The organism is Streptomyces sp. NPDC014623, from assembly GCF_043088245.1.
Taxonomy (GTDB): domain Bacteria; phylum Actinomycetota; class Actinomycetes; order Streptomycetales; family Streptomycetaceae; genus Streptomyces.
Genome location: NZ_JBIBZU010000001.1, coordinates 385,542 through 410,690 on the forward strand (window position 1 = coordinate 385,542; position 25,149 = coordinate 410,690).

Annotated in this window: 37 protein-coding genes; 4 read left to right on the forward strand and 33 right to left on the reverse strand. The window is 68.0% G+C overall.

Going from position 1 to position 25,149, the window contains the following annotated elements; all coding sequences use genetic code 11:
* The first annotated feature begins 32 nt into the window (after positions 1-32).
* Entirely contained in the window at positions 33-884 is an 852-nt protein-coding gene (locus tag ACF1FZ_RS01800) for a hypothetical protein (protein WP_391771400.1), read from the forward strand.
* Between the two features lie 340 nt (positions 885-1,224).
* Here the strand turns inward: ACF1FZ_RS01800 and truA are convergent, their stop codons facing one another.
* The 31 genes from truA to rpsJ all read right to left on the reverse strand — a co-directional run bounded on the left by truA (position 1,225) and on the right by rpsJ (position 18,500).
* On the reverse strand, positions 1,225-2,079 hold the full coding sequence (truA, locus tag ACF1FZ_RS01805; protein ID WP_391771401.1) for a tRNA pseudouridine(38-40) synthase TruA: 855 nt from the start codon (positions 2,077-2,079) through the stop codon (positions 1,225-1,227).
* A 78-nt stretch (positions 2,080-2,157) separates the two neighbouring features.
* Complete coding sequence (gene rplQ / locus ACF1FZ_RS01810) at positions 2,158-2,664, reverse strand: 50S ribosomal protein L17 (protein WP_391771402.1); 507 nt, start codon at positions 2,662-2,664, stop codon at positions 2,158-2,160.
* A gap of 136 nt (positions 2,665-2,800) precedes the next feature.
* A complete protein-coding gene (locus ACF1FZ_RS01815) occupies positions 2,801-3,823 on the reverse strand; it encodes a DNA-directed RNA polymerase subunit alpha (protein ID WP_003966937.1) in 1,023 nt (340 codons plus the stop codon).
* 136 nt (positions 3,824-3,959) lie between these two features.
* A complete protein-coding gene (gene rpsK / locus ACF1FZ_RS01820; protein ID WP_003956432.1) occupies positions 3,960-4,364 on the reverse strand; it encodes a 30S ribosomal protein S11 in 405 nt (134 codons plus the stop codon).
* A 105-nt stretch (positions 4,365-4,469) separates the two neighbouring features.
* On the reverse strand, positions 4,470-4,850 hold the full coding sequence (rpsM, locus tag ACF1FZ_RS01825; RefSeq protein ID WP_358682832.1) for a 30S ribosomal protein S13: 381 nt from the start codon (positions 4,848-4,850) through the stop codon (positions 4,470-4,472).
* Between the two features lie 197 nt (positions 4,851-5,047).
* Positions 5,048-5,161, reverse strand: a complete 114-nt coding sequence (gene rpmJ / locus ACF1FZ_RS01830; RefSeq protein WP_003956441.1) for a 50S ribosomal protein L36 — start codon at positions 5,159-5,161, stop codon at positions 5,048-5,050.
* 61 nt (positions 5,162-5,222) lie between these two features.
* Positions 5,223-5,444, reverse strand: a complete 222-nt coding sequence (infA, locus tag ACF1FZ_RS01835; protein WP_003956442.1) for a translation initiation factor IF-1 — start codon at positions 5,442-5,444, stop codon at positions 5,223-5,225.
* A gap of 227 nt (positions 5,445-5,671) precedes the next feature.
* Entirely contained in the window at positions 5,672-6,508 is an 837-nt protein-coding gene (map, locus tag ACF1FZ_RS01840; RefSeq protein WP_391771403.1) for a type I methionyl aminopeptidase, read from the reverse strand.
* Positions 6,509-6,628: 120 nt separating this feature from the next.
* The gene (locus tag ACF1FZ_RS01845; protein WP_391771404.1) at positions 6,629-7,288 is read right to left on the reverse strand and encodes an adenylate kinase; all 660 of its coding nucleotides are present in this window, start codon (positions 7,286-7,288) and stop codon (positions 6,629-6,631) included.
* Entirely contained in the window at positions 7,288-8,607 is a 1,320-nt protein-coding gene (gene secY / locus ACF1FZ_RS01850) for a preprotein translocase subunit SecY (protein WP_359469524.1), read from the reverse strand. Before secY ends, ACF1FZ_RS01845 begins: the two co-directional genes overlap by 1 nt.
* 223 nt (positions 8,608-8,830) lie before the next feature.
* Positions 8,831-9,286 (reverse strand): 50S ribosomal protein L15, encoded by a 456-nt coding sequence (gene rplO, locus ACF1FZ_RS01855; protein ID WP_014047794.1) that lies wholly within the window; start codon positions 9,284-9,286, stop codon positions 8,831-8,833.
* A gap of 1 nt (position 9,287) precedes the next feature.
* Positions 9,288-9,470, reverse strand: a complete 183-nt coding sequence (gene rpmD, locus ACF1FZ_RS01860) for a 50S ribosomal protein L30 (RefSeq protein WP_003966943.1) — start codon at positions 9,468-9,470, stop codon at positions 9,288-9,290.
* Positions 9,470-10,072, reverse strand: a complete 603-nt coding sequence (gene rpsE / locus ACF1FZ_RS01865; RefSeq protein WP_014047793.1) for a 30S ribosomal protein S5 — start codon at positions 10,070-10,072, stop codon at positions 9,470-9,472. Before rpsE ends, rpmD begins: the two co-directional genes overlap by 1 nt.
* A 47-nt stretch (positions 10,073-10,119) precedes the next feature.
* The gene (gene rplR / locus ACF1FZ_RS01870) at positions 10,120-10,503 is read right to left on the reverse strand and encodes a 50S ribosomal protein L18 (protein ID WP_033297607.1); all 384 of its coding nucleotides are present in this window, start codon (positions 10,501-10,503) and stop codon (positions 10,120-10,122) included.
* Between the two features lie 2 nt (positions 10,504-10,505).
* Positions 10,506-11,045, reverse strand: a complete 540-nt coding sequence (rplF, locus tag ACF1FZ_RS01875) for a 50S ribosomal protein L6 (protein ID WP_033297606.1) — start codon at positions 11,043-11,045, stop codon at positions 10,506-10,508.
* Between the two features lie 21 nt (positions 11,046-11,066).
* Entirely contained in the window at positions 11,067-11,465 is a 399-nt protein-coding gene (gene rpsH / locus ACF1FZ_RS01880; protein WP_028439249.1) for a 30S ribosomal protein S8, read from the reverse strand.
* Positions 11,466-11,687: 222 nt separating this feature from the next.
* Positions 11,688-11,873 (reverse strand): type Z 30S ribosomal protein S14, encoded by a 186-nt coding sequence (locus tag ACF1FZ_RS01885; RefSeq protein WP_003948630.1) that lies wholly within the window; start codon positions 11,871-11,873, stop codon positions 11,688-11,690.
* 2 nt (positions 11,874-11,875) lie between these two features.
* Entirely contained in the window at positions 11,876-12,433 is a 558-nt protein-coding gene (rplE, locus tag ACF1FZ_RS01890) for a 50S ribosomal protein L5 (protein ID WP_391771405.1), read from the reverse strand.
* The gene (gene rplX, locus ACF1FZ_RS01895) at positions 12,433-12,756 is read right to left on the reverse strand and encodes a 50S ribosomal protein L24 (protein WP_014047788.1); all 324 of its coding nucleotides are present in this window, start codon (positions 12,754-12,756) and stop codon (positions 12,433-12,435) included. The genes rplE and rplX overlap by 1 nt, the downstream gene beginning before the upstream one ends.
* 2 nt (positions 12,757-12,758) lie before the next feature.
* Positions 12,759-13,127, reverse strand: a complete 369-nt coding sequence (gene rplN / locus ACF1FZ_RS01900) for a 50S ribosomal protein L14 (protein ID WP_203181991.1) — start codon at positions 13,125-13,127, stop codon at positions 12,759-12,761.
* Positions 13,128-13,227: 100 nt separating this feature from the next.
* Positions 13,228-13,512, reverse strand: coding sequence for a 30S ribosomal protein S17 (gene rpsQ, locus ACF1FZ_RS01905; RefSeq protein ID WP_391771406.1), 285 nt, complete (start codon positions 13,510-13,512; stop codon positions 13,228-13,230).
* Positions 13,512-13,736, reverse strand: a complete 225-nt coding sequence (gene rpmC / locus ACF1FZ_RS01910; RefSeq protein ID WP_014047786.1) for a 50S ribosomal protein L29 — start codon at positions 13,734-13,736, stop codon at positions 13,512-13,514. Before rpmC ends, rpsQ begins: the two co-directional genes overlap by 1 nt.
* The gene (rplP, locus tag ACF1FZ_RS01915; RefSeq protein ID WP_003966953.1) at positions 13,736-14,155 is read right to left on the reverse strand and encodes a 50S ribosomal protein L16; all 420 of its coding nucleotides are present in this window, start codon (positions 14,153-14,155) and stop codon (positions 13,736-13,738) included. Before rplP ends, rpmC begins: the two co-directional genes overlap by 1 nt.
* A 5-nt stretch (positions 14,156-14,160) precedes the next feature.
* Positions 14,161-14,997: a 30S ribosomal protein S3 gene (rpsC, locus tag ACF1FZ_RS01920; RefSeq protein ID WP_014047784.1), complete on the reverse strand. Its 837-nt coding sequence runs from the start codon at positions 14,995-14,997 to the stop codon at positions 14,161-14,163.
* Positions 14,997-15,344 carry a 50S ribosomal protein L22 gene (gene rplV / locus ACF1FZ_RS01925; protein ID WP_056552397.1) on the reverse strand — a complete coding sequence of 116 codons (348 nt, stop codon included), beginning with the start codon at positions 15,342-15,344 and terminating at the stop codon, positions 14,997-14,999. The genes rpsC and rplV overlap by 1 nt, the downstream gene beginning before the upstream one ends.
* 42 nt (positions 15,345-15,386) lie before the next feature.
* Entirely contained in the window at positions 15,387-15,668 is a 282-nt protein-coding gene (gene rpsS / locus ACF1FZ_RS01930; protein WP_358675084.1) for a 30S ribosomal protein S19, read from the reverse strand.
* A 12-nt stretch (positions 15,669-15,680) separates the two neighbouring features.
* On the reverse strand, positions 15,681-16,517 hold the full coding sequence (gene rplB, locus ACF1FZ_RS01935; RefSeq protein ID WP_147959073.1) for a 50S ribosomal protein L2: 837 nt from the start codon (positions 16,515-16,517) through the stop codon (positions 15,681-15,683).
* A 38-nt stretch (positions 16,518-16,555) separates the two neighbouring features.
* Complete coding sequence (rplW, locus tag ACF1FZ_RS01940) at positions 16,556-16,879, reverse strand: 50S ribosomal protein L23 (RefSeq protein ID WP_014154589.1); 324 nt, start codon at positions 16,877-16,879, stop codon at positions 16,556-16,558.
* On the reverse strand, positions 16,879-17,529 hold the full coding sequence (rplD, locus tag ACF1FZ_RS01945; protein ID WP_014154590.1) for a 50S ribosomal protein L4: 651 nt from the start codon (positions 17,527-17,529) through the stop codon (positions 16,879-16,881). Before rplD ends, rplW begins: the two co-directional genes overlap by 1 nt.
* Before the next feature lie 4 nt (positions 17,530-17,533).
* Positions 17,534-18,178, reverse strand: coding sequence for a 50S ribosomal protein L3 (gene rplC, locus ACF1FZ_RS01950; protein WP_014047781.1), 645 nt, complete (start codon positions 18,176-18,178; stop codon positions 17,534-17,536).
* A 13-nt stretch (positions 18,179-18,191) separates the two neighbouring features.
* Entirely contained in the window at positions 18,192-18,500 is a 309-nt protein-coding gene (gene rpsJ / locus ACF1FZ_RS01955; RefSeq protein WP_003948644.1) for a 30S ribosomal protein S10, read from the reverse strand.
* An 821-nt stretch (positions 18,501-19,321) separates the two neighbouring features.
* Here rpsJ and ACF1FZ_RS01960 point away from each other — a divergent pair.
* The 3 genes from ACF1FZ_RS01960 (at position 19,322) to ACF1FZ_RS01970 (ending at position 23,391) form a co-directional block, all read left to right on the forward strand.
* Positions 19,322-19,891: a hypothetical protein gene (locus tag ACF1FZ_RS01960; protein WP_391771407.1), complete on the forward strand. Its 570-nt coding sequence runs from the start codon at positions 19,322-19,324 to the stop codon at positions 19,889-19,891.
* Between the two features lie 326 nt (positions 19,892-20,217).
* Positions 20,218-20,796 (forward strand): hypothetical protein, encoded by a 579-nt coding sequence (locus ACF1FZ_RS01965; RefSeq protein WP_391771408.1) that lies wholly within the window; start codon positions 20,218-20,220, stop codon positions 20,794-20,796.
* A 591-nt stretch (positions 20,797-21,387) separates the two neighbouring features.
* On the forward strand, positions 21,388-23,391 hold the full coding sequence (locus ACF1FZ_RS01970) for a PIG-L family deacetylase (RefSeq protein ID WP_391771796.1): 2,004 nt from the start codon (positions 21,388-21,390) through the stop codon (positions 23,389-23,391).
* 108 nt (positions 23,392-23,499) lie between these two features.
* Here ACF1FZ_RS01970 and nshR read toward each other — a convergent pair whose 3' ends face one another.
* Both nshR and ACF1FZ_RS01980 read right to left on the reverse strand, forming a co-directional pair.
* Positions 23,500-24,303 carry an NshR/TsnR family 23S rRNA methyltransferase gene (gene nshR, locus ACF1FZ_RS01975; protein WP_391771409.1) on the reverse strand — a complete coding sequence of 268 codons (804 nt, stop codon included), beginning with the start codon at positions 24,301-24,303 and terminating at the stop codon, positions 23,500-23,502.
* Positions 24,304-24,632: 329 nt separating this feature from the next.
* Positions 24,633-24,998, reverse strand: coding sequence for a hypothetical protein (locus ACF1FZ_RS01980; RefSeq protein ID WP_391771410.1), 366 nt, complete (start codon positions 24,996-24,998; stop codon positions 24,633-24,635).
* Positions 24,999-25,149: the final 151 nt, after the last annotated feature.

The following is a 25,149-nucleotide window of genomic DNA, read 5'->3' on the forward strand; positions in this document are numbered from 1 at the left end:
CCGCGGCCGGGAGGGGCACTAGGATTCGCCGCATGAGCTTTGGGCAAGGGGGGCCCTCCTGGGGGCCTGGAGAGAGCCGGACTCCGGACTGGGCGGCGCTGGCGGAGGCCTCCGCCGCACGCGGCAGGCGCAGGAAGTGGCTGATGATCGGCGGCGGCGCACTGGCCACCACCGTGGTCGCCGCGATCGTGGCCACGGCCGTCATCACGACCGGCGGGAGCGGCGCGTCCGGGGCGGGCAAGAACGCGAGTGAGCTGCCGGCCCCCGCCGACCTGCCCTCGGAGACCTCCGCACCGCAGCCCTCCTTCTCCTCGGTGGCGCCCCCGCCCCCGCCGGACCCGAAGGACTACATAGCCGACGAGAAGAAGGACAAGGCCCCGGTCACCGTGGACGCCTTCTTCCCCGGCCGGAAGCTGACCATGGGCGACCGCGTCTACGCCAAGGGCGCCACCGCCCGTACGGCGAGCTGCGCCACGACGACCCAGGGCGCCCTCGGCTCGGTCCTCGCGAACAACGGCTGCGACCAGGTCATCCGCGCGACGTACAGCAAGGACGGCATCGCCGTCACTGTCGGGCTCGCCGTCTTCGGCACCGAGGCGGAGGCCAGGAAGGCGGCCGAACAGGCCTCCGGCGGCCTCGCCTCCCTCAGCGGTTCGGGCGTCCCCACCTTCTGCCGCGGCGGGTCCGTCTGCCGGCGCACCGCCAACTCCTACGGCCGCTACGCCTACTTCACGATCGGCGGCTACGTCAGCGGGAAGCACGTCACCACGTCGGCCAAGGACGTGTACAAGGTCGGTGACGACCTGACCGACTTCACCTTCCGCCAGATCCGTCACCGCGGCGAGGTCCAGGCGTCGGCGGCCGCGGGGCTCCCCGTCGCCTGACGGCCCGCGCACCACCTGTCCCCCCACACGCACCGGTCCCGTCCCTGCCCCCGGCCGAGGACCCGCCGCCGTGCGTCTGCGCTCCACGCGCTGCCGCTCCCGGCGCCGGAATGCGGGCCACCGTGACCGCGAAGGACGGCGTCCGCCCGGAGGCCCGGCCCCGGACGAACCGCACCCGGCGCACCGGTGGGCGCTCCGCGCGGCGGCGTTGCTGTTCTTGTCCGCCGCTTCCGTCTACGCCTGGTGGACGCCGGGCACCGGCTGGTTTTGCTCCAGCGTCCCCAGCGCCGTCGCCCTCCGCACGCGGCCGGTCTGCTCCGCGCTCCGCGCCGCAGACCGGTCAGCAGCAGCCCGCCCCCGGCAGCGTCCTGACGTTCCGGGCCACCTGGGCCCTGGCCGCCAGCAACGCGTCCGCCGGATAGGCCACTTCCTCCAGCGTCAGCCCGTGCGGCCGCACCACGTGGACCCCGGGGTCCCGCACCTTCGCCGCCAGCACCTCCGCAGGCCACCCGGCCGGCCTGCGCCCGTCCCCGACGAACAACGCCGCACCGATCAGCGCCCGCACCATGTTGTGGCAGAACGCGTCCGCCTGCACGGTCGCCGTCAGCACGCCCGACTCCGCGTCCCGCACCCAGTGCAGCTTCTGCAGCGTACGGATGGTCGTGGCACCCTCGCGCTTCTTGCAGTACGCCGCGAAGTCGTGCTCCCCCGTCATCAGGGCGGCGGCCTCGTTCATCGCGTCCAGGTCGAGCGGCCGGTCGTGCCACAGCACATGGCCCCGGAGCAGCGGGTCCACACCGCCCGGCCGGTCCGCGACCCGGTACGCGTACCGCCGCCACAGCGCGGAGAAGCGCGCGTTGAACCCCGCGGGGGCCTCGGCCGCGCGCCAGATCCGCACGTCCGGCGGCAGGCGCCCCGCCAGCCGCCGCAGCAGTTTCTCCTCGTGCTCAGCCCACACCTCGGCCGGCAGGTCGACGTGCGCCACCTGCCCGCGCGCGTGCACACCCGCGTCGGTGCGCCCGGCGACCGTCAGGTCGTACGTCACCGACGACCGTGTCACGGTGCGCAGCGCGTCCTCGATCTCACCCTGCACGGTGCGCCTGCTGGTCTGCTTCGCCCAGCCGGAGAAGTCCTTGCCGTCATAGGAAAGGTCCAGCCGTACCCGTACAAAGCCGGGCTCTGCCTCGTCACTCACCCGCAGATCCTCTCAAGAACGAACGGGCCCGCACCGCCCCGAAGGGTGATGCGGGCCCGTCCCCGGGTCTCAGGACGCTCAGGCGTCCTTGGACTCCTCAGCAGCGGCGTCGGCCGGCTTGGCGTCCTCGGCGGTCTCGGCCGGAGCCTCGTCCTTCTTGAGGGCGTCTTCCTTGACGGCGCGCTTCGTCGCGGCCTCGGCCTCACCGGTGGCCTGCTGGGCCACGGTCAGCGCCTCGACCAGCTCGATGACGGCCATCGGGGCGTTGTCGCCACGACGGTTGCCGATCTTGGTGATGCGGGTGTAACCACCGGGGCGGTTCTCGTACCGCGGGGCGATCTCGGTGAAGAGCGTGTGCACGATGCTCTTGTCCGTGATCGACTGCAGCACCAGGCGACGGTTGTGGATGTCGCCCTTCTTCGCCTTGGTGATGAAACGCTCGGCGACCGGACGCAGGCGGCGGGCCTTGGCCTCGGTCGTGGTGATGCGGCCGTGCTCGAACAGCGACTTCGCGAGGTTGATGAGAAGAAGCTTCTCGTGCGCAGCGCTGCCGCCCAGACGGGCACCCTTGGCGGGCTGAGGCATGGTTTTTCTCCTTGTGTGCTGCACCGGCCGTATCAGGTACCGGTGTCAGTTCCCGCGAGGCGGACGCCCCGCGGAAGTCCTGCCGGCCCGGCACGGGGGCACCCTGAACATCAGGCGCCCCCGGCCGGAAGGCGGCTCAGTACTGCTCGGTCTCCACGAAACCGGCGTCCGCGTCGTCGTCGGCACCGAAGGCGTCGGCGGCGGCGGTCGGGTCGAATCCGGGCGGGCTGTCCTTGAGCGCCAGGCCCATGCCGGCCAGCTTCGCCTTGACCTCGTCGATCGACTTCGCACCGAAGTTGCGGATGTCGAGCAGGTCCGCCTCGGAGCGGGCCACGAGCTCACCCACGGAGTGGATGCCCTCGCGCTTGAGGCAGTTGTACGAACGGACCGTGAGCTCGAGCTCCTCGATCGGCAGCGCCAGATCGGCGGCGAGCGCGGCGTCCGTCGGGGACGGGCCCATGTCGATGCCCTCGGCGTCGATGTTGAGCTCGCGCGCCAGACCGAACAGCTCGACCAGGGTCTTGCCGGCCGACGCCATGGCGTCACGGGGACGCATGGCCTGCTTGGTCTCGACGTCGACGATCAGCTTGTCGAAGTCGGTGCGCTGCTCGACACGGGTCGCCTCGACCTTGTACGTGACCTTGAGCACCGGCGAGTAGATGGAGTCGACCGGGATACGGCCGATCTCCTGGCCCACCTGCTTGTTCTGGACGGCCGAGACGTAGCCGCGACCGCGCTCGACGGTCAGCTCCATCTCCAGCTTGCCCTTGCCGTTGAGCGTGGCCAGGACCAGGTCCGGGTTGTGGACCTCGACGCCGGCCGGCGGGGCGATGTCAGCAGCGGTGACCAGGCCGGGGCCCTGCTTGCGCAGGTACATCACGACCGGCTCGTCGTGCTCCGAGGAGACGACCAGCTGCTTGATGTTGAGGATGAGGTCGGTCACGTCCTCCTTGACGCCCGGCACGGTGGTGAACTCGTGCAGGACACCGTCGATCCGGATGCTGGTGACAGCGGCCCCGGGGATCGAGGAGAGGAGGGTGCGACGCAGGGAGTTGCCGAGGGTGTATCCGAAGCCCGGCTCCAGCGGCTCGATCACGAACCGGGAGCGGAACTCGTCGACGACCTCTTCGGTCAGCGACGGACGCTGAGCGATAAGCATGGTGCGATCCTTCAGTCGTGGGCACCCACTATTTGATGCCCGACAGATGAGACAAGGGTACGGGCGGCACGCCCCCGAAGGGGCATACCGCCCGGACCCACGCTACTGACGCACGGCCGTCACCGGCCGTGACGGATCAGACGCGGCGACGCTTCGGCGGACGGCAGCCGTTGTGCGGCGTCGGGGTGACGTCCTGGATCGAGCCGACCTCGAGGCCCGTGGCCTGGAGGGAGCGGATCGCGGTCTCACGGCCGGAGCCGGGACCCTTGACGAAGACGTCGACCTTGCGCATGCCGTGCTCCTGCGCGCGGCGGGCGGCCGACTCGGCGGCCATCTGCGCGGCGAAGGGGGTGGACTTGCGCGAGCCCTTGAAGCCGACGTGGCCGGCGGAGGCCCAGGAGATCACGTTGCCCGAGGGGTCCGTGATCGAGACGATGGTGTTGTTGAACGTGCTCTTGATGTGCGCGTGGCCGTGAGCGACGTTCTTCTTTTCCTTGCGACGCACCTTCTTGGCTGCGCCCTGACGACCCTTGGGGGGCATGTCTTGACTCCAGATGGAGAGGGGAGGTGATCGGTCCTACAGCGAAGACCGCTGGTTTCCGCGGGCGTCCGGTGACCCGGGCACTCGCAGTGCGTCCGCTGAGGACTACTTCTTGCCCGGCTTCTTCTTACCGGCGATGGCGCGACGCGGGCCCTTGCGGGTACGCGCGTTCGTGCTGGTGCGCTGACCGTGGACCGGCAGACCGCGACGGTGCCGGATGCCCTGGTAGGAGCCGATCTCGATCTTGCGGCGGATGTCGCCCTGGATCTCGCGGCGAAGGTCACCCTCGGTGCGGAGGTTGGCGTCCACGTACTCGCGGATCTTGACCAGGTCCTCTTCGGCCAGGTCACGAACGCGGGTGTCCGGGTTCACGCCGGTGGTGGCGAGGATCTCCTTGGACCGGGTGCGCCCGATACCGAAGACGTAGGTGAGGGCAACCTCCACGCGCTTTTCGCGCGGGATGTCAACACCTGAAACGCGTGCCATTCAATGGCTCCAGTTGTTAAGTCGGGGGTCTTCCACAGCGCCGCTCCCGAACGCCGACCCGACCCGTGGAGGGAGGGGTGGTACGCCCGGGTCCCCGGCCCCCGCCGGAGGTGTCGTCAGCCGAAGCCTGGACGGGCACTGCGTATGTACGTTTACGTGCGTCGCGCGAAGAGCTGCGAGATGCAGGTGGTCGTGCGTCAGCCCTGGCGCTGCTTGTGGCGCAGGTTGTCGCAGATGACCATGACCCGGCCGTGACGGCGGATCACCTTGCACTTGTCGCAGATCTTCTTGACGCTCGGCTTGACCTTCATGGGATGTCAGGTTCTCCGGGTCAGTGCCCCTCACCACGCCGGAGCGGGGTGGCGGCAAGATCTACTTGTAGCGGTAGACGATCCGGCCACGCGTCAGGTCGTACGGAGACAACTCCACGACGACCCGGTCATCCGGGAGGATACGGATGTAGTGCATCCGCATCTTGCCGCTGATGTGCGCGAGGACTTTGTGACCGTTCTGGAGCTCCACCTTGAACATGGCGTTCGGGAGGGACTCGATCACGGTGCCCTCAATTTCGATGGCACCTTGCTTCTTGGCCACGCTTCGCCTTTCGAATCGGCTACCTTGATCGACTCCCGTCGCCGCATGAAGACACACGGATGCACGAGAGCCGACGAGTCAGTCTACGTCAGCGGACTCCAAAAGACGAATCCGTCAAGTTTGCCCACTTCCCCTGATCCTTAGACACAGATCAGCGGGGCAGTCCTGCCTCAGGCCGGCGGGTCACCGGCAGGCCGGAGGCCGAGCCACGGTCCGGCGGGCGGGTCTCAGCCCAGCGGGTCCGGCGCCGCCTCGACCCCGTACTGGGCGAGCTTCGCCCGGCCGCAGTCCGGGGCGGTCAGGACCAGGGGGCCCTGTTCCGTGAGGGCGATCGAGTGCTCCCAGTGCGAGGACCAGGTGCCGTCGGTCGTGAGCACGGTCCACTCGTCGGACAGCACCTTGGTCTGCGGCGTGCCCAGGGAGACCATCGGCTCGATGGCCAGGCAGACGCCAGGGACCAGCTTGATGCCTTTGCCGCGCTTGCGCGAGACGTAGTTCAGCAGGTGCGGGTCCATGTGCATCTCGGTGCCGATGCCGTGGCCGCCGTAGTCCTCGATGATGCCGTACTTGCCGGTCGCCGGGCGGGGCTGGCGGCGGATGTAGGACTCGATCGCCTTCGAGATGTCGACGAGCCGGTTGTTCACCTTCATCGCGGCGATCCCGGCCCACATGGACTCCTCGGTGACCCGGGAGAGCTCGACGACCTCCGGAGCGTGGCCGGTGCCCACGAAGGCGGTGTACGCCGCGTCGCCGTGCCAGCCGTCGACGATCGCGCCGGCGTCGATCGAGATGATGTCGCCGTCCTTGAGGACCGTCTTCTCGTCCGGGATGCCGTGCACCACGACGTCGTTGACCGAGGTGCAGATGGTCGCGGGAAATCCGCCGTAGCCCAGGAAGTTCGACTTGGCGCCGTGATCGGCGATCACCTTGCGGGCGACCTCGTCCAGGTCCTTCGTGGTGGCGCCGGGGACGGCCGCCTCGCGCGTGGCGGCGTGAATGGCAGCGACCACGAGGCCCGCCTCGCGCATCTTCGCGATCTGCTCGGGGGTCTTGATCTGCACCATTGCTGGGCGCCTTTCTGCCTGCGGAGGGAACGGTCGATGGCCGTACTCCACGATACGGCGCACACAGTCGGCCGCGGCGCCCGAGGGCGCCGCGGCCGGCTGTGGTGGTGAAACGGGGGCTCAGCCCTCGTCGGACTTCTTGAGGGCCTCCATGGCCCGCTCGGTCACCTCGGTGACCTTGCCGAGCGCGGGGATCGTCACGACCAGGCCCTGGGACCGGTAGTAGTCGATGATCGGCTCGGTCTGGGTGTGGTAGACCTCGAGACGGGTACGGACCGTCTCCTCGGTGTCGTCGTCCCGCTGGTACAGCTCGCCGCCGCAGGCGTCGCAGACGCCCTCGGCCTTCGGCGGGTTGTACGTCACGTGGAAGACGTGCGCGCTGTCGTTACGGCAGATGCGGCGGCCCGCGATGCGCTTGACCACCTCGTCCTCGGGGACCTCCAGATCGAGGACCGCGTCCAGTTCGACGTCCTTGCCGCGAAGCATCTCGTCGAGTGCGACGGCCTGCCCCACATTGCGCGGGAAGCCGTCCAGCAGGAAGCCGTGCTCGGCGTCCGGCTGGGACATGCGGTTCTCGGCCATGGCGTTGGTGACTTCGTCCGGCACCAGCTGTCCCGCGTCCATGTAGGAGCGGGCCTGCTTGCCAAGGTCGGTGCCCTGGCTGATGTTGGCGCGGAAGAGGTCGCCCGTGGAGATGTGCGGAATCGAAAGATTCCTGGCAAGGAACGCGGCCTGCGTTCCCTTGCCGGCACCGGGCGGCCCGACGAGGACGATTCGCATCAGCGGAGGAACCCTTCGTAATTGCGCTGCTGGAGCTGACTCTCGATCTGCTTCACGGTCTCCAGACCCACACCCACGATGATCAGGATGCTCGTCCCGCCGAACGGGAAGTTCTGGTTGGCACCGCCGAAGCCTGCCAACGCCATCGTCGGCACCAGAGCGATCAGCCCCAGGTACAGCGAGCCCGGCCAAGTGATCCGGTTGAGCACGTAGCTCAGATACTCGGCAGTAGGCCGACCTGCCCGGATACCCGGGATGAAGCCACCATACTTCTTCATGTTGTCCGCGACTTCCTCGGGGTTGAACGAGATCGCCACGTAGAAGAAGGCGAAGAACACGATCAGGAGGAAGTACGTCGCGATGTAGTACGGGTGGTCGCCCTTGACGAAGTGGTCCTGGATCCAGGTCGCCCAGCCCGCGGTGGAGTTGGAGAACTGAACGATTAGAGCAGGAATGTAGAGCAGCGAAGAAGCGAAGATGACCGGAATCACACCGGCCTGGTTCACCTTCAGCGGGATGTAGGTGGACGTACCGCCGTACGAACGACGCCCGATCATCCGCTTCGCGTACTGCACGGGAACCCGGCGCTGGGCCTGCTCGACGAAGACGACGAGGCCGACCATCACGAAGCCGATGAGGATGACCGTGATGAACTCGATCCAGCCGTCGGCCAGCTTGCCGCTCTCCTTGATCGCCCACAGGGCGCCGGGGAAGCTGGCGGCGATCGAGATGAACATCAGGATCGACATGCCGTTGCCGATGCCCCGGTCGGTGATGAGCTCACCGAGCCACATGACGGCGGCGGTTCCCGCGGTCATGGTGATCACCATGACGACGGTCGTGAAGATCGACTGGTTCGGGACGATCTGGTCGGCGACGGGGCAGCCGCTGAACAGCGCGCCGCTGCGGGCGGTCGCGACCAGGCCCGTGCCCTGGAGGATGGCCAGCGCGACCGTCAGATAACGCGTGTACTGCGTGATCTTGGCCGTGCCCGACTGCCCCTCCTTCTTGAGGGCTTCGAGCCGGGGGATGACGACGGTCAGGAGCTGGAGAATGATGCTGGCCGTGATGTACGGCATGATTCCGAGCGCGAAGATCGTGATCTGCAGCAGTGCACCACCGCTGAACATGTTCACCAGACCGAACAGGCTGTTGTTGCCCTTACTGGCCTGGTCAACACAAATCTGGACGTTCTCGTAGCTCACCCCCGGGACGGGAATGTGTGCCCCGAGACGGTAGAGCACGATGATGCCGAGCGTGAAGAGCAGCTTCTTGCGCAGGTCGGGCGTCTTGAACGCCCGGGCGAACGCGGTGAGCACGGTGCCTCCTGCGACCCCCGCGCAAAAGCGTGAGGTGACGGTCTTGAGGATCGACGATTACGTAACAGCCAAAGAACCCCGGGCTCTTGCCCGGGTCTTACCACAGCAACAGTGCACGCCACCTTACCGGCGTACATGCCCCCTAGGAACGACCAACCGGGGATGCCCCAAATGAGAGGCATCCCCGGTCGGGTGTTCAGGCCACTGTCCTGTCCGAGTTGTCTCAGACGAGTTCGGTGACGGTGCCGCCGGCAGCGGCGATCTTCTCCTTGGCGGAGCCGGAGACGGCGTCAACCGAAACCTGCAGCGCCACGGAGATCTCGCCCTGTCCGAGGACCTTGACGAGGTGGTTGTTGCGCACAGCGCCCTTGGCGACCAGGTCGGCCACCGTGACCTCTCCACCCTCGGGGTAGAGCGTCGCGAGCTTGTCCAGGTTCACGACCTGGTACTCCGTGCGGAACGGGTTCTTGAAGCCCTTGAGCTTCGGGAGACGCATGTGGAGGGGCATCTGGCCACCCTCGAAGCGCTCCGGAACCTGGTAACGAGCCTTCGTACCCTTGGTACCACGGCCTGCGGTCTTACCCTTGGACGCCTCACCACGACCCACACGGGTCTTGGCGGTCTTGGCGCCCGGGGCAGGCCGGAGGTTGTGGGCCTTCAGCGGGCTGTTCTCCGCCATGTCAGTCAACCTCCTCAACCGTCACGAGGTGGCGGACGGTGTGCACCATTCCGCGGAACTCGGGGCGGTCCTCCTTGACAACCGAGTCGTTCAGGCGCTTGAGCCCGAGCGAACGCAGGGTGTCGCGGTGGTTCTGCTTGCTGCCGATGTACGACTTCGTCTGCGTGATCTTGAGGCGAGCCATTACGCACCCGCTCCCGCACGCGCACGGAGCAGAGCCGCGGGGGCGACGTCCTCGAGGGGCAGACCACGGCGAGCCGCGATCTCCTCGGGACGCTGCAGGCCCTGAAGGGCCGCCACGGTCGCGTGCACGATGTTGATCGGGTTCGAAGAACCGAGCGACTTCGACAGGATGTCGTGGACGCCGGCGCACTCCAGAACGGCACGCACCGGGCCACCCGCGATCACACCGGTACCGGGGGAAGCAGGCTTGAGCAGGACGACGCCCGCAGCCTTCTCGCCCTGGATCGGGTGAGGGATGGTGCCCTGGATACGCGGGACCTTGAAGAAGCTCTTCTTGGCCTCTTCGACGCCCTTGGCGATGGCCGCGGGAACTTCCTTGGCCTTGCCGTATCCGACACCGACGGTGCCGTCACCATCGCCCACCACGACCAGCGCGGTGAAGCTGAAGCGACGACCACCCTTCACTACCTTGGCGACGCGGTTGATCGCGACGACGCGCTCGACGTACGCGGTCTTCTCGGCGGCTGCGCCACCGTCACGGCCCTTCCGGTCCCGCCGCTCGCCGCCACCGGCACCGCTTCCGCGGCGCTGGGGTCCAGCCATTGGATTTACCTCTCTCTGTTACGTCCGCTGTGCGTTGGAACCGGGGCTTAGAACTTCAGCCCGGCTTCACGGGCGGCGTCAGCCAGAGCGGCAATCCGCCCGGCGTACTGGTTACCACCGCGGTCAAACACGACGGCCTCGACGCCTGCGGCCTTGGCACGCTCGGCGACCAGGGCGCCGACCTGCTTGGCCTGGGCGCTCTTGTCACCCTCCGCACCACGGATCGACGTGTCCAGGGTCGACGCCGACGCGAGCGTGTGGCCCGCGATGTCGTCGATGACCTGGGCGACGATGTGGCGGTTGGAACGCGTCACGACCAAGCGGGGGCGCTCCGGCGAACCGGAGATGTGCTTGCGGACGCGGATGTGGCGCCGCTTGAGAGCGGCACGCTTGTACGCGTCGCCCTTGGCGATCTTCACACCGTATGCCATGGCTACTTACCAGCCTTTCCGACCTTGCGGCGGATGACCTCGCCCGCGTACTTGACGCCCTTGGCCTTGTACGGGTCGGGCTTCCGCAGCTTGCGGATGTTGGCGGCTACCTCGCCGACCTTCTGCTTGTCGATGCCCTCGACGCTGAGCTTCGTGGGCGACTCGACCTTGAAGGTGATGCCTTCCGGAGCCTCGATGAGGATCGGGTGGCTGTAGCCCAGGGCGAACTCCAGGTTGGAGCCCTTCGCCTGGACGCGGTAACCGACACCGCTGATCTCGAGCGCCTTGCTGTATCCCGTGGTCACGCCGGTGATCATGTTCGCCACCAGCGTGCGGGACAGGCCGTGGAGGGCCTTGTTCTGACGCTCGTCGTTCGGGCGGACGACGTTGAGCACGCCGTCCTCACCCTTGGTGACCTCGATCGGCGCTGCGACGGTGTGCGAGAGGGAACCCTTGGGGCCCTTCACCGCGACCGTGCGGCCATCGATGGTGACGTCCACACCGGCGGGAACCTGGATGGGGAGCTTGCCGATTCGCGACATGAGCTATTCCTCCGTTCCCGACTACCAGACGTAGGCGAGGACTTCCCCACCTACGCCCTTCTTGCTGGCCTGCTGGCCGGTCAGGAGACCGTGGGACGTGGAGATGATCGCCACGCCCAGGCCGCCGAGAACCTTCGGCAGATTGGTGGACTTTGCGTATACACGCAGACCCGGCTTCGAGATGCGCTTGATGCCGGCAATCGAACGCTCGCGGTTCGGCCCGAACTTCAGCTCGAGGACGAGGTTCTTACCGACCTCTGCGTCCTCGACCTTCCAGCCGGTGATGAAGCCCTCCTGCTGGAGGATCTCCGCGATGTGCGACTTGATCTTGCTGTGCGGCATCGCGACATCGTCGTGATACGCCGAGTTCGCGTTACGCAGACGCGTGAGCATGTCTGCGATGGGATCAGTCATGGTCATGAGTTGGCCTTCGGCCTCTCTCGCCGGGGTTTCCTGTATGCGCCATCCCTCTCCCCACTCAGTGGCGGGACGGGTGCGGTGCGGGGACCTACGGCGTAGTAAGTCGGTCAGGGCGGCAGGCGCCCAACCCTTCAAGCCTACGGCATGAAGAGCGGGGCTCCTGCCGACCGGATACTTACCGAGAGCTTTCTGGTCCTCCGACGCCCGAAGGGCGAAGGAGAATTACCAGGAGCTCTTGGTCACGCCCGGCAGCTCACCACGGTGGGCCATCTCACGAAGGCACACGCGGCACAGGCCGAACTTGCGGTAGACGGAGTGGGGCCGGCCGCAGCGCTGGCAGCGGGTGTACCCGCGCACGCCGAACTTCGGCTTACGGGCGGCCTTAGCGATCAGAGCCTTCTTCGCCACGGTCAGTTCTCCTTGAACGGGAAGCCGAGGTGACGAAGCAGGGCACGACCCTCGTCGTCGTTGGTCGCCGTGGTGACCACGGTGATGTCCATGCCCCGGACCCGGTCGATCTTGTCCTGGTCGATCTCGTGGAACATGACCTGCTCCGTGAGACCGAAGGTGTAGTTGCCACGGCCGTCGAACTGCTTCGGCGACAGGCCACGGAAGTCACGGATACGCGGAAGCGCGAGCGACAGCGTACGGTCCAGGAACTCCCACATGCGGTCACCACGGAGGGTGACGTGGCAGCCGATCGGCTGCCCCTCGCGCAGCTTGAACTGCGCGATCGACTTGCGGGCCTTGGTGACGGCCGGCTTCTGGCCCGTGATCGTGGTGAGGTCCTTGACGGCACCGTCGATCAGCTTGGAGTCGCGGGCGGCGTCGCCCACACCCATGTTGACCACGATCTTGACCAGACCGGGGATCTGCATGACGTTCTCGTACGAGAACTCCTCACGCAGCTTGCCGGTGATTTCCTCGCGGTAGCGCGTCTTGAGACGCGGCGCAGTGGTGGCAGTCATCAGATGTCCTCACCGGTCCGCTTGGCAACACGGATCTTCTTGCCCTCGTCGTCAAAGCGGTAGCCGACGCGGGTGACGACCTTGTTGCCGTCCTTCTCCACGACCAGCTGCACGTTGCTGACGTGAATCGGGGCCTCGGTGGTGACAATGCCACCGGTCTGCGAGCCGCGAGCCGTCTGGCCGGCCTTGGTGTGCTTCTTGACCCGGTTGACACCCTCGACGAGGACACGGTCCTGAGCGGGGAAGGCAACGATGACCTTGCCCTGCTTGCCCTTGTCCTTACCGGTGATGACCTGGACCAGGTCGCCCTTCTTGATCTTCATGCTTACAGCACCTCCGGCGCGAGCGAGATGATCTTCATGAACTTCTTCTCGCGCAGCTCTCGGCCCACGGGGCCGAAGATACGGGTGCCGCGGGGGTCGCCGTCGCCCTTGAGGATGACGGCGGCGTTCTCGTCGAAACGGATGTACGAGCCATCCGGACGGCGACGCTCCTTGACGGTGCGAACGATGACGGCCTTGACGACGTCACCCTTCTTCACGTTGCCACCGGGGATCGCGTCCTTGACGGTGGCGACGATGACGTCACCGATGCCCGCGTAGCGGCGACCCGAGCCACCGAGAACACGGATGGTGAGAATTTCCTTCGCACCCGTGTTGTCGGCGACACGCAGTCGCGACTCCTGCTGGATCACGTCTATCTCCTGATCGTCTGCCGGTTCCCGGCAGGGACCCCGTTGCGGGAGCCCCTGCCGAGCCTGGCGGAACTGGCCTGAGGGGAGACCCCCTCAGGGATTACTTGGCCTTCTCGAGGATCTCGACGATGCGCCAGCGCTTCGTCGCAGACAGCGGACGCGTCTCCATGATGAGGACGCGGTCGCCGACGCCTGCGGCGTTCTGCTCGTCGTGGGCCTTGAGCTTGTTCGTACGGCGGATGACCTTGCCGTACAGCGCGTGCTTGACGCGGTCCTCGACAGCGACGACGACGGTCTTGTCCATCTTGTCGCTGACGACCAGACCCTCACGGGTCTTACGGAAGCCGCGGGCGGTCTTGGTCTCAGTCACAGTGCTCTCGCTCATCAGACGCTCTCCACCGTCTCGATGCCCAGCTCGCGCTCACGCATCAGGGTGTAGATCCGGGCGATGTCCTTACGGACGGACTTGAGCCGACCGTGGTTCTCGAGCTGGCCCGTCGCCGCCTGGAAGCGGAGGTTGAACAGCTCTTCCTTGGCCTCGCGGAGCTTGTTGAGGAGCTCCTCGTTGCCCAGCTCGCGCAGCTCGGACGCCTTGGTACCGGCCGACATCACGACTCACCTGCCTCGCGCCGAACGATCCGGCACTTCATCGGAAGCTTGTGAGCAGCGCGGGTGAGCGCCTCACGAGCAATCTTCTCGTTCGGGTAGGACAGCTCGAACATCACCCGACCGGGCTTGACGTTCGCGATCCACCACTCGGGAGAACCCTTACCGGAACCCATGCGGGTCTCGGCCGGCTTCTTCGTCAGGGGACGGTCCGGGTAGATGTTGATCCAGACCTTGCCGCCACGCTTGATGTGACGGGTCATCGCGATACGAGCGGACTCGATCTGACGGTTCGTCACATACGCCGGGGTCAGCGCCTGGATGCCGTACTCGCCGAACGCAACCTGCGTGCCACCCTTGGACATACCGCTGCGCTTCGGGTGGTGCTGCTTGCGGTGCTTGACCCTACGGGGGATCAGCATTTCGGTCAGGCCTCCGTTCCGGTGCTCTCAGCCGGAGCAGCGGCGGCGGGAGCGTCGGCCTTGGGGGCCTCCGCTGCCGGCGCGGACTGCTGCGGCTTGCGGCCGCGACCGCCGCGCTCGCCACCACGGCCACCACGGCCGGCCGGGCGGTCAGCGCCGCCCCGGGCCGGACGGTTGCCGGCGCGAGCCGCTGCGTTCTCGGCGCGAACCTCGGCGATGTTCTTGACGTCGCCCTTGTAGATCCAGACCTTCACGCCGATGCGGCCGAAGGTCGTCTTGGCCTCGAAGAAGCCGTAGTCGACGTTCGCACGGAGGGTGTGCAGGGGCACGCGGCCCTCGCGGTAGAACTCCGAGCGGGACATCTCGGCGCCGCCGAGGCGGCCACCGCACTGGATCTTGATGCCCTTGGCGCCGGCCTTCATCGTGCTCTGCATGCTCTTACGCATGGCACGACGGAAGGAGACGCGGGAGGAGAGCTGCTCGGCGACGGCCTGGGCCACCAGCTGAGCGTCCACCTCGGGGTTCTTGACCTCGAGGATGTTCAGCTGGACCTGCTTGCCGGTCAGCTTCTCCAGCTCGCCACGGATGCGGTCGGCCTCGGCGCCACGGCGGCCGATGACGATGCCCGGGCGGGCGGTGTGGATGTCGACGCGGACGCGGTCGCGGGTGCGCTCGATCTCCACCTTGGAGATGCCGGCCCGCTCCATGCCCTTCGTCATCATGCGACGAATGGCGACGTCTTCCTTGACGTAGTCCTTGTACAGCTTGTCGGCGTACCAACGGGACTTGAAGTCCGTGGTGATGCCGAGCCGGAACCCGTGCGGGTTTACCTTCTGGCCCATTACCGGGTTCCTTCCTTGCTGCTGACGACCACGGTGATGTGGCTGGTCCGCTTACGGATCCGGTAGGCACGGCCCTGAGCACGCGGGCGGAACCGCTTCAGGGTCGGGCCCTCGTCCACGAACGCCTCGCTGATGACCAGCGAAGAGGCGTCGGTGTGGTCGTAGTTGTGTGCAGCGTTGGCGATGGCGCTGTCCAGCACCTTGCCAACCGGCACGCTCGCGGCCTGCGGGGCGAAACGCAGGACCGCCTGAGCCTCCGTGGCATCCATGCCACGGATGAGGTCCACCACGCGGCGGGCCTTCATGGGCGTGACGCGGATGTACCGCGCCTGGGCCCTGGCTTCCATGGTTGTCCCTTCGGTGTGAGTCATAGTCGTTTCCACCCCGCGTTAGCGGCGCTTCGACTTCCGGTCGTCCTTGACGTGGCCGCGGAAGGTGCGAGTCGGCGAGAACTCGCCGAGCTTGTGGCCGACCATCGACTCGGTGACGAACACCGGGACGTGGATCTTGCCGTTGTGCACCGCGATGGTGTGACCCAGCATCGCCGGGGTGATCATCGAGCGACGGGACCAGGTCTTGATGACGTTCTTGGTGCCTGCCTCGTTCTGTACTTCCACCTTCTTGATGAGGTGGCCGTCGACGAAGGGCCCCTTCTTGAGACTGCGCGGCATCTAAACCCGCTCCTAGCGCTTCTTGTTCGTCTTGCGGCGGCGGACGATGTACTTGCTCGATGCCTTCTTCGGCGAGCGAGTACGACCCTCCTTCTGACCCCACGGCGAGACCGGGTGACGTCCACCGGAGGTCTTGCCCTCACCACCACCGTGCGGGTGGTCAACCGGGTTCATCGCGACACCGCGGACGGTCGGGCGGACGCCCTTCCAGCGCATACGGCCGGCCTTGCCCCAGTTGATGTTCGACTGCTCGGCGTTGCCGACCTCACCGATCGTGGCGCGGCAGCGGGCGTCGACCAGCCGGATCTCACCGGACGGCATACGAAGGTGGGCCATCGTGCCCTCCTTCGCCAGCAGCTGCACGGAGGCACCCGCGGAACGGGCGAACTTCGCGCCGCCGCCGGGGCGGATCTCGATGGCGTGGATGGTCGTACCGACCGGGATGTTGCGCAGCGCCAGGTTGTTGCCCGGCTTGATGTCGGCGCCCGGACCGTTCTCGACGCGGTCACCCTGCGACAGGCCACGGGGGGCGACGATGTAGCGCTTCTCGCCGTCCGCGTAGTGCAGCAGCGCGATGCGCGCGGTGCGGTTCGGGTCGTACTCGATGTGCGCGACCTTGGCCGGCACGCCGTCCTTGTCGTGACGACGGAAGTCGATCACGCGGTAGGCGCGCTTGTGGCCACCACCCTGGTGGCGAACGGTCACACGACCGGCGTTGTTACGGCCGCCCTTGCTGTGCAGGGGGCGGACCAGCGACTTCTCCGGCGTGGACCGCGTGATCTCGACAAAGTCGGCGACGCTGGAGCCACGACGGCCCGGGGTCGTCGGCTTGTACTTGCGGATACCCATTTCTCAGTCCTCGTCCGATTCCGGACGACTCGGCCTCACTAGGAGGTCGGGCCGCCGAAGATGTCGATACGGTCGCCCTCGGCGAGGGTCACGATGGCGCGCTTCGTGTCGGCGCGCTTGCCGAAACCGGTCTTGGTGCGCTTGCGCTTACCCTGCCGGTTGATCGTGTTGACCCCGGTGACCTTGACCGAGAAGACCGCTTCCACGGCCTGCTTGATCTGGGTCTTGTTGGAGCCGGGCGCGACGATGAACGTGTACTTGTTCTCGTCGAGCAGCGCGTAGCTCTTCTCGGACACGACCGGCTTGACGAGAACGTCGCGCGGGTCCGAGTAGGTCTTGCTGGTAACGGTCGCCTCACTCATCAGGCGGCGCTCCCTTCGGTCTCAGCGGTCTGGGGGCCAGACACGAAGGACTCGAAAGCGGCCTGGGTGAAGACCACGTCGTCAGAGACGATCACGTCGTACGTGTTCAGCTGGCCCGGCTCCAGGATGTGCACCTGGGGCAGGTTGCGCGCGGACAGCCACGCGGCCTCGTCGGCACGCTCGACGACCAGGAGCAGGTTGCTGCGCTCCGAGATCTTGCCGAACAGCGTCTTGGCGGCCTTGGTGGAGATCCCACCCTCGACCACGCCGGTGACGACGTGGATGCGGGAGTGACGCGCCCGGTCCGAGAGGGCACCGCGCAGGGCGGCGGCCTTCATCTTCTTCGGGGTGCGCTGCGAGTAGTCACGCGGCTGCGGGCCGTGGACGACGCCACCGCCGGCGAACTGCGGCGCACGGGTCGAACCCTGGCGCGCGCGGCCGGTGCCCTTCTGGCGGTACGGCTTGCGCCCACCACCACGGACTTCGCCGCGGGTCTTGGTCTTGTGCGTGCCCTGACGGGCAGCTGCCAGCTGTGCGACGACGACCTGGTGGATCAGCGGAACGCTGGTCTTCGCGTCGAAGATCTCCGCGGGGAGCTCGACGGTACCGGCCTTGTCGCCTGCCGGCGAAAGGATGTCAATGGTGCTCATTACCTCAAGCCCCCTTGGCCGCGGTACGGACCAGGACGAGGCCGCCGTTCGGACCGGGGACCGCGCCCTTGATGAGCAGCAGACCCTTCTCCGCGTCAACCGCGTGGATGGTCAGGTTCTGGGTGGTGACGCGCTCGTTACCCATCCGACCGGCCATGCGCATGCCCTTGAAGACACGCCCAGGGGTGGCGCAGCCACCGATCGAACCGGGGGAACGGTGCTTGCGCTGGACGCCGTGGCCGGCGCCGAGGCCCTTGAAGTTGTGACGCTTCATGACACCGGCGAAGCCCTTGCCCTTGCTCTTGCCCGTGACGTCGACCTTGACGCCGGACTCGAACACCTCGGCAGTGACCTCCTGGCCCAGCGTGTACTCGCTGGCGTCAGGGGTGCGGAGCTCCACCAGGTGGCGGCGCGGGGTCACGTCGGCCTTGGCGAAGTGGCCCTTGAGGGGCTTGTTCACCTTGCGCGGGTCGATCTCGCCGAAGGCGATCTGGACCGACTCGTAGCCGTCGCTGTCGTTGGTGCGGACCTGGGTGACGACACAGGGCCCGGCCTTGACGACGGTCACCGGGACGACCCGGTTGTTCTCGTCCCAGACCTGGGTCATGCCGAGCTTCTCGCCCAGGACGCCCTTAATGTTCTTAGCCATCTCGCGCGTCACCTCAGAGCTTGATCTCGATGTCGACGCCCGCCGGCAGGTCGAGACGCATGAGCGAGTCAACCGTCTTCGGCGTGGGGTCGAGGATGTCGATGAGGCGCTTGTGCGTGCGCATCTCGAAGTGCTCGCGCGAGTCCTTGTACTTGTGCGGCGACTTGATGACGCAGTACACGTTCTTCTCAGTGGGCAGCGGCACCGGGCCCGCGACCGACGCACCAGTGCGGGTCACCGTCTCGACGATCTTCTTCGCCGAGGAGTCGATGACCTCGTGGTCGTAGGCCTTGAGCCGGATGCGGATCTTCTGTCCCGCCATGGCTACTAGTAGTCCTGTCTCTCAATAACGCTCTGGAACCCGGGAGTTCTCTTAACTCCGCCTCCGACCCACGCGGTCGGGCGTGTCGCATCCCCTCTACGTAGATCTCCCGAAGGATTTCCCAACCAAGGGGGTGCGGGCCGAAACCGCGCTGCCGGGGGCGAAACCCCACCGGGTGCCTGGTCAGCGCCCCACTGACACTTCCCGGAAGATTCCCGTACGTCCGACCCTGGGGGTCGACGAGTACTGTGGGACTCGCTTCCGGTCCTCCCGGCGGGAGGCGCGCAGCATTGACACTCAACCGAGCAACCTGGCTAGTGTGCCACACGCCTCGCAGGCCTGGCCAATCGGGCCGAGGATCTTACCCCCTGCGAGGGACGGATCAAACGCGGGCGCCTTCCGGGGGGCACCCCGCTTCACGCGCGGCAAAATCGTGCGCTGGTTCGATCTGTCCACAGATGAGATGAAACCACTCCTTTCGGCATATGCCGGGAGAAATGCCGGTTCCAGTGTCCGGGTCATGGTCAACCCATCGCACGAAGCGATACACCTGATCTTCAGGAAGACCCGGGCATCTTCACGCGGACGTTCAGGACGCCGGGCATCCCGTTCCCCGACACGGTCGAGGTGCCGGCGCCCACCACGGACCTCACCGAGACCCAGCGCTGGAACGCCGTCTCGACACCCTGCTGCGGGTCGAGACCGCCGACGGCAGGCCCTACCTGCCGGCCGTCGGGTCCCAGGGGAAGAAGGACCCGGCCAAACCCAGCAGCCGGACCTATCACCTCGCCCACCTCCACGCGAGGTACGGCATCGATCCCGTGCTGCTCGTCGTCTGCCAGGACGAGTCGACGGCACGGTGGGCCGGGCGGCCCATCCGCATCGGACCGCCCGAGTGGCCCTCGCTGACCGTCCGGCCTCTGGCACTGGGTCCGCACAACGTCCCGGCCGTGACCGATCCGTCGGTGGCGGCGCGCGATGTCCCGCTCGCCGCCTTCTCGGCGATCACACATGGTAAGGATCCGAATGCGGCTGCCGTCCTGGGAGCGCTGGCCACCGCGTCGAAGACCGTCGACGAAGAGACCGCGACCCTCTTCGGCGAGCTCACCGAACTCGGGCTGGGCGACACCCCGGCCGCTCAGATCTGGAGGGATCTCACGGCCCTCGACCTCTCTTTCTTCCGCTCCGCGTCCTCGCAGCGGCTGCGCGCCGAGGGCAAGGCGGAAGGCAAGGCGGAGGCGGTGCTCACCATTCTGGAGCGGCGCGGGATCACCGTCCGGGACGGCGTCCGCAGCCGCATCCTCGGCTGCGTCGACGTGGAGACGCTCGACGACTGGCTCGGCCACGCACTCACCGCGGCCACGGCCGAGGAGCTCTTCACCGAGGCCTGACGGGATCCGGCCGTGTCCACGAGCACCGTCCAGGGCCGTGCCTGAGCCCGCTGCCGAGCGCCCACGCCCCCGCCCCCGCACCCGCATGCCCCGGCCCGGCCCTCCTCCTCCCGTTCCGGAGCCGTGACCTCAGCGACCGGGCCCTCCGCTCCCGGCGCCCCGGCCACCGGCACGAATGCCGGGGCGCCCGTCACTCGGCCGCCGGACAGCCGCACCACCGGCTGTCGCCCGGATGCGCCACACCTGTGGTGGACGGGCCCCATCCCGTCGAGCGTGAGAGAAGACCTGTGGGCACCTGCAGGTCCTCCCCATGCAGAGGAGCGACGATGTCGGAACGCAACACCTTCGTCCGCAGCATCCATGATCTCGGCCTGGCTGCCTGGTTCGGCGGCTCGCTGATGGGCGCTGTGGGACTGAACGGCGCAGCCATGAACCGCGGCGCGAGCGAGACGGACACGGCCAGGATCGCCAGTGACGGCTGGGCGAAGTGGACGCCGGTGAACGCCCTGGCGATCGGGCTGCACCTCATGGGAGGCACCGGGCTGCTGTCCGCCAACGCCACCCGGGTCCACACCCAGCAGGGGGTCGCGGCCTCGACTGTGGCGAAAGCCGTACTGACCGGTGCCGCACTGGCTGCCACGGCCTACAGCCGGGTTCTGGGCAAGAAGGTGGAACTCGCGAGTTCCGATGCCCCCGAGGACCTCGACAAGGCCGCCCGTCACCCCGTGGACCTGCACAAGGCCCGGAAGCACCTGACGGCCATGCAGTGGGCGGTCCCCGCCCTCACCGGCACCGTGGTGGTGCTCAACGCGTTGCACGGCGAGCAGCAGCGGCCGCTCCAGCAGAAGGTGGGCATGCTCCAGCGGGCGGCGTCCCAGGTGAACATGCCGCACCTCGGCCACTGACCCCCAGCCGGCTGAGACAGGTCCCCGGCCCGCCGCCGAGCGGCGGGCCGGGGACCTTCCCGGCTCACCTCACGTACGGGTGACGGTGCCGCAGGACCCGTCGGGCTGCCGTTCACCACGGTCGTAGGGGTCCACATCCGGCCCGGCGCGACGGGGGCCCGGGCTGTCGCCCGGGGGCGAGCTCCGCCCACTGTCCGCCGGAGAAGGAGCCCCCTCGTCCGGGTGCTCGGCCGGCCCGCCTTGTGGCATGTCAGCGCTCATTGTTCCGTTCCACTCCCCCGCACAGCTCCGGCGCCTCCACTTCACGCTGCGGCGCTGCACTCGGACAAGGACGCGACGTAAACCGTGATGATCACGTGACGGTCGTGCGCCGTTCCTCGCAGCCCGCGTTCACCCGGCCGCCGGGGCAACGTCAGGACCCGGATCCCCGTCTATTCCCCCGCAGGAGCAGGCACAAGGCCCTGACCTGCGCTGACCGACAGCACGCAGCTCCGGGCCTCCACCCGTCCGCTGCGGGGGGACGCGGACGGAGTGCGTGGCGTGACGAATGGACCTGCCCTGCCCGGAAACGGTGTGCGCCGGCGCACCGTCATGATCACGGCCGCCGCGGGTGCCGCGCTCAGCGCCTGTTCGGTCCCGGCGCCCCGGCGTACGGACCCCGCGCCGGATCCCGCGCCCGGCCGGCCCGTCAGCACCGCGCGGCGGGCACTGCTGATGCAGGTACTCGCCCACCCGGACGACGACCTGTACTTCATGAATCCCGACACCCGGCTCGCCCTCGACGCGGGAACGCCCCTGGTCTGCGTCTATCTCACGGCCGGTGAGGCCGACGGCGTCAACAAGATCCCCGGCCGCGCCCGCCCGGTGCCGGACAAGGCCGCGTACTCCTCCGCACGCCACCAGGGGCTCCGGCAGGCGTACGCCGCCCTGCTCGGACTGGAGCCGTTCACCCCCTGGGAGATCTCCGTCGCCGATCTCGGCGCGGACCGCAGGGCCGAGGTGAACGTACTGACCGCCGGCGGACGCCGGGTCGAGCTGGTCTTCCTCAACACAGCCATGCACACCGGCCGGCACCGGCTCGGGCTGCCGAGCCTCTGGCAGGACCGCAGACTCGTGCTGCGTACGGTCGTCGCCGACGGATCACCGCTGCGGCGCGCCGGCTCGTACACGTACGACGGGCTCATCGGGGTCCTCACCGGGCTGATGGAGAGCTACCGGCCCACCGTCGTCCACACCCTGGACCCCGACCCGGACATCCAGCACAGCACGGAGGCCGTCCGCCGCAAGGACAGCGAGCAGCGCGGCTACTCCGACCACGCCGACCACACGGCCGCGGCCTGCTTCGCCTGGGCGGCGATGTTCCGCCGGGCGGCCCGTGCGACCGCGGGCGGGGGTCAGGTGCCGGGGTTCGTGGCTGTCGCCTACCGCGGGTACTACAACCGGCACTGGCCGAAGAACCTGCCGCCACGGGTGCTGGCGGCGAAGGCCTCCCACCTCGTCCCCTACGGGGGCTCACCCGAGTGGGACTGCGGCAACCCGTCCGGCTGCGGTGACTACAACGTCGGCGGCGGCCGTCCTCTCACCAACCGCAAGGGCTGGGTCCGCTCCACCCACCACCGCTATCCGGGCACGCGCACGGCTCTTGCCGCCGAGCCGGACGGCCGGCTGGCGGCCTACGCCGTACTGGGCCTGCGGGTGGTGCGGTGGCAGGAGACCGGGAGGGACAGCGGCGTCTGGGGCCCGCCGCACGACCTCGGTGGCGGGCCGCTCGCCCCGGTGCTCGGCTCGGCCGCCTCCCAGGACGGGCGACTGCTGCTGTTCGGGCTGCGCTTCGCCGCGCTCGGCGGACACGGCGCCGACAACGAGCGCGAGATCGTGGTGCTGGAGCAGAGTGCCCCGGGCGGCGGTTTCCTCCCCTGGCGCGGCCTCGGCACCCCCTCCCCGGGGCGCGACGAGGGCCGCCGCATCGGCGTGCCGGTGGCCGTCGCGGCGCCGGGCGGGCAGATGCATCTCTTCGTACGCAACGCGCGGAAGGGCCTCAGCACCCGGGTCCGGGACGGGTCGGGGCGGTGGGGCGCCTGGCGGGACATGGGCGGCGGAGAGGTACAGGACGGCCTGCGCACCGCCGTGGACGGGGGTGGACGCGTCCATGTCTTCGGTGCCGGCCACCACGCGGTACACCACTGGGCCCAGGACTTCCCGGGCGCCGGACTCTCCGCCCGCGCACAGCTCACGGCGGCGCCCGTACCGGCACACGCGCCCGCCGCCCTCCCGGCGCCCGACGGGTCGCTCACACTCCACTACCGGGCGGCGGCCGAGAGCGGGCTGATCACCGCCCGGGCCGGGACGCCCGTGCCCGGAGCCCGGTTCGAGGGGTACGGGCCGGTGGCCGCCGCCCCGTCGCCGCGGGGGCCGGTGCTGCTCGGCCGCACCGCGGACGGCCTCGTCCAGGTGCTCACGGGCGACGGGCTGCACATACGCACCGACGGTCCGGTCGCCTTGGACGGGGCGTCCCTCCACGTGGGCCCGGACGGCCGGCCCACGGTCGCCGGTCTGGGTCCGGACGCGACGCCCTGGATCTGGCGGCCCCGGTAGAGGCGCGGCCCGGACCGGGCCGCTCGGACGCGCGGCGAAGGGCCCCGTCCCCTGCTGCGAGGTGGACGGGGCCCTTGGCACAGTTACGGCTCCACGGCAGGATCGGGGCTACCGGGAGAGATTCCGGCGGGCCCTCGCGTGCAGCGCGATTCCGGCCGACACCGAGACATTGAGCGACTCGGCAGCGGGATTCATGGGGATCGAGACCGATTCGGCGGCGATGTCCGAGAATTCGCCCGACGGGCCGATCTTCTCACTGCCGAACATGAGGACAAGACGCTCGTCCATGCCGTCGAGGTCACCGACGGTCCGATTCCCGTCGGCCTCGAAGACCACCGGGCGCATCCCGTGGTCCTTGAAGTACTGGAGCGCTTCGGCCCGGGACGCGAGGACGATCGGAAGGGAGAACACGTACCCCCGGCTCGCCCTGATCAGGCGGCGATCAGCGATGCTGCCGAGATCGCTGTCCACGAGAACGATCCCTGACGCCCCGAGTGCGAACGAGGTCCGCACGATGGCACCGATATTGCCTACGATCTTCACTCCGTCGAGGAGGATGAGGTCACCGGTGGTGTCGGCCAGGTCCGCCAGCCGGCGAGGCCGCGGGACCTTGGCGATGCCGAACAGCTTGGGCTTCTTCTCGGTCTTGAAGACCTGATTGGCGACCGGTGAAGCAAGGAGCCGGACCGGAATTCTGCGCTGTTCGCACTCGGCGAGCAGGCTTTCCGGCACGGGCGTGGTGTCGAGCCCGTAGATCTCGATGAATTCCACCCCGGCACGCATGCTCTGCAGAAGGGGTTCGATGTCCTCGATCAGCACCGTGCGGACAACGGACCTCGAAGACTTCGTGACATCGATGATGCGTTGTACGGCTGAATCAGAGCGTTCGGTAATAATGTCAAGGCTGGCCACGATCACGACGTTAGCACGGTCGCCGCCCGCCCCCTCACCGAATGATCTCGGTGAAGCGGGGTGAAATACGCGCGTCCGGGCGGATCGAGCACACCGCACACCCACGTCCGGACACCACGGCCACACACCGCACACCTGGTCCGGAACTCGCCGCCCGCGCACGGCTCGTGGCCCACAGGGCGACGCGGGACGCACGCGAAGGCGCCGGTGCGACACGCCTGAAGTCCCGGTGTGCGCGGCACCGCCCGGCCCGGGCGCACCGGAGTCTGCGGCGCACCGCGCCCGGTCTGCGGCCGGCCCCGCGGGTCCGCTCGCACGGCCTCACATCATCACGGCTCCCGGGCCCCGCCCTGGTCCCGCCCGCCTTCCAGGGCGATGCCCAGGCCGGCCAGCGTCTCGTGGACACTCCTCCCCTCGGCAGTCGCCTCAAGTGCGAAGCCACCGACCGAAGTCGGCGGATAGCCGATGAGGTCGACCACGCGGCTGACCTTGTACAGACCCGGCATCTGATCGGGCCTGTCCCACAGGTAGACCGCACCCCACAGTTGCCGCCCGGCATCGGAGAACCACGCCTTGAGCCGCATTCCCTCCAGTTCGGAGTAGGCGTCGACGGCATAGTCCCGCAGATAATCCCTGAGGCTCTCCACCGTGGCTTCCGATTTCTTCAGGTCCCACATGACGATCGAAAGGTACATGACTCGAACTCCCCCCTGGCCACAACAGGCGACTTCGGAACAGAAAACGCAGTCTCCTCGACGAGGAGCACGTGAAGAAACGACGTACTATCAGCCCACCGCCATACGGAAGAAGCTATTCCGGATTGCGCGGCGACTACAATGCCGGATT

Coding starts and splice junctions, on each gene's coding strand:
- rpmC (WP_014047786.1), bottom strand. CDS start 13,736: ATGTCGGCCGGTACCAAGGCGTCCGAGCTGCGCGAGCTGGGCAACGAG.
- rpmD (WP_003966943.1), bottom strand. CDS start 9,470: ATGGCTCGCCTCAAGATCACGCAGACGAAGTCGTACATCGGCAGCAAG.
- ACF1FZ_RS01845 (WP_391771404.1), bottom strand. CDS start 7,288: ATGCGAATCGTCCTCGTCGGGCCGCCCGGTGCCGGCAAGGGAACGCAG.
- rplP (WP_003966953.1), bottom strand. CDS start 14,155: ATGCTGATCCCCCGTAGGGTCAAGCACCGCAAGCAGCACCACCCGAAG.
- rplC (WP_014047781.1), bottom strand. CDS start 18,178: ATGGCTAAGAACATTAAGGGCGTCCTGGGCGAGAAGCTCGGCATGACC.
- rplE (WP_391771405.1), bottom strand. CDS start 12,433: ATGACTGCCACCACTGCGCCGCGTCTCAAGACGCGCTACCGCGAGGAA.
- ACF1FZ_RS01815 (WP_003966937.1), bottom strand. CDS start 3,823: ATGCTTATCGCTCAGCGTCCGTCGCTGACCGAAGAGGTCGTCGACGAG.
- rpsM (WP_358682832.1), bottom strand. CDS start 4,850: ATGGCACGCGTTTCAGGTGTTGACATCCCGCGCGAAAAGCGCGTGGAG.
- rplX (WP_014047788.1), bottom strand. CDS start 12,756: ATGAAGATCAAGAAGGGCGACCTGGTCCAGGTCATCACCGGTAAGGAC.
- ACF1FZ_RS01965 (WP_391771408.1), top strand. CDS start 20,218: ATGTCGGAACGCAACACCTTCGTCCGCAGCATCCATGATCTCGGCCTG.
- rpsJ (WP_003948644.1), bottom strand. CDS start 18,500: ATGGCGGGACAGAAGATCCGCATCCGGCTCAAGGCCTACGACCACGAG.
- ACF1FZ_RS01970 (WP_391771796.1), top strand. CDS start 21,388: ATGATCACGGCCGCCGCGGGTGCCGCGCTCAGCGCCTGTTCGGTCCCG.
- rplW (WP_014154589.1), bottom strand. CDS start 16,879: ATGAGTGAGGCGACCGTTACCAGCAAGACCTACTCGGACCCGCGCGAC.
- rplR (WP_033297607.1), bottom strand. CDS start 10,503: ATGGCATACGGTGTGAAGATCGCCAAGGGCGACGCGTACAAGCGTGCC.
- rpsC (WP_014047784.1), bottom strand. CDS start 14,997: ATGGGCCAGAAGGTAAACCCGCACGGGTTCCGGCTCGGCATCACCACG.
- rplV (WP_056552397.1), bottom strand. CDS start 15,344: ATGGAAGCCAGGGCCCAGGCGCGGTACATCCGCGTCACGCCCATGAAG.
- rplF (WP_033297606.1), bottom strand. CDS start 11,045: ATGTCGCGAATCGGCAAGCTCCCCATCCAGGTTCCCGCCGGTGTGGAC.
- rpmJ (WP_003956441.1), bottom strand. CDS start 5,161: ATGAAGGTCAAGCCGAGCGTCAAGAAGATCTGCGACAAGTGCAAGGTG.
- rpsE (WP_014047793.1), bottom strand. CDS start 10,072: ATGGCTGGACCCCAGCGCCGCGGAAGCGGTGCCGGTGGCGGCGAGCGG.
- rpsS (WP_358675084.1), bottom strand. CDS start 15,668: ATGCCGCGCAGTCTCAAGAAGGGGCCCTTCGTCGACGGCCACCTCATC.
- map (WP_391771403.1), bottom strand. CDS start 6,508: ATGGTGCAGATCAAGACCCCCGAGCAGATCGCGAAGATGCGCGAGGCG.
- rplD (WP_014154590.1), bottom strand. CDS start 17,529: ATGAGCACCATTGACATCCTTTCGCCGGCAGGCGACAAGGCCGGTACC.
- ACF1FZ_RS01800 (WP_391771400.1), top strand. CDS start 33: ATGAGCTTTGGGCAAGGGGGGCCCTCCTGGGGGCCTGGAGAGAGCCGG.
- ACF1FZ_RS01980 (WP_391771410.1), bottom strand. CDS start 24,998: ATGTACCTTTCGATCGTCATGTGGGACCTGAAGAAATCGGAAGCCACG.
- rpsH (WP_028439249.1), bottom strand. CDS start 11,465: ATGACCATGACTGATCCCATCGCAGACATGCTCACGCGTCTGCGTAAC.
- rpsK (WP_003956432.1), bottom strand. CDS start 4,364: ATGCCCCCCAAGGGTCGTCAGGGCGCAGCCAAGAAGGTGCGTCGCAAG.
- rplQ (WP_391771402.1), bottom strand. CDS start 2,664: ATGCCTCAGCCCGCCAAGGGTGCCCGTCTGGGCGGCAGCGCTGCGCAC.
- rplB (WP_147959073.1), bottom strand. CDS start 16,517: ATGGGTATCCGCAAGTACAAGCCGACGACCCCGGGCCGTCGTGGCTCC.
- rpsQ (WP_391771406.1), bottom strand. CDS start 13,512: ATGAGCGAGAGCACTGTGACTGAGACCAAGACCGCCCGCGGCTTCCGT.
- rplO (WP_014047794.1), bottom strand. CDS start 9,286: ATGGCGGAGAACAGCCCGCTGAAGGCCCACAACCTCCGGCCTGCCCCG.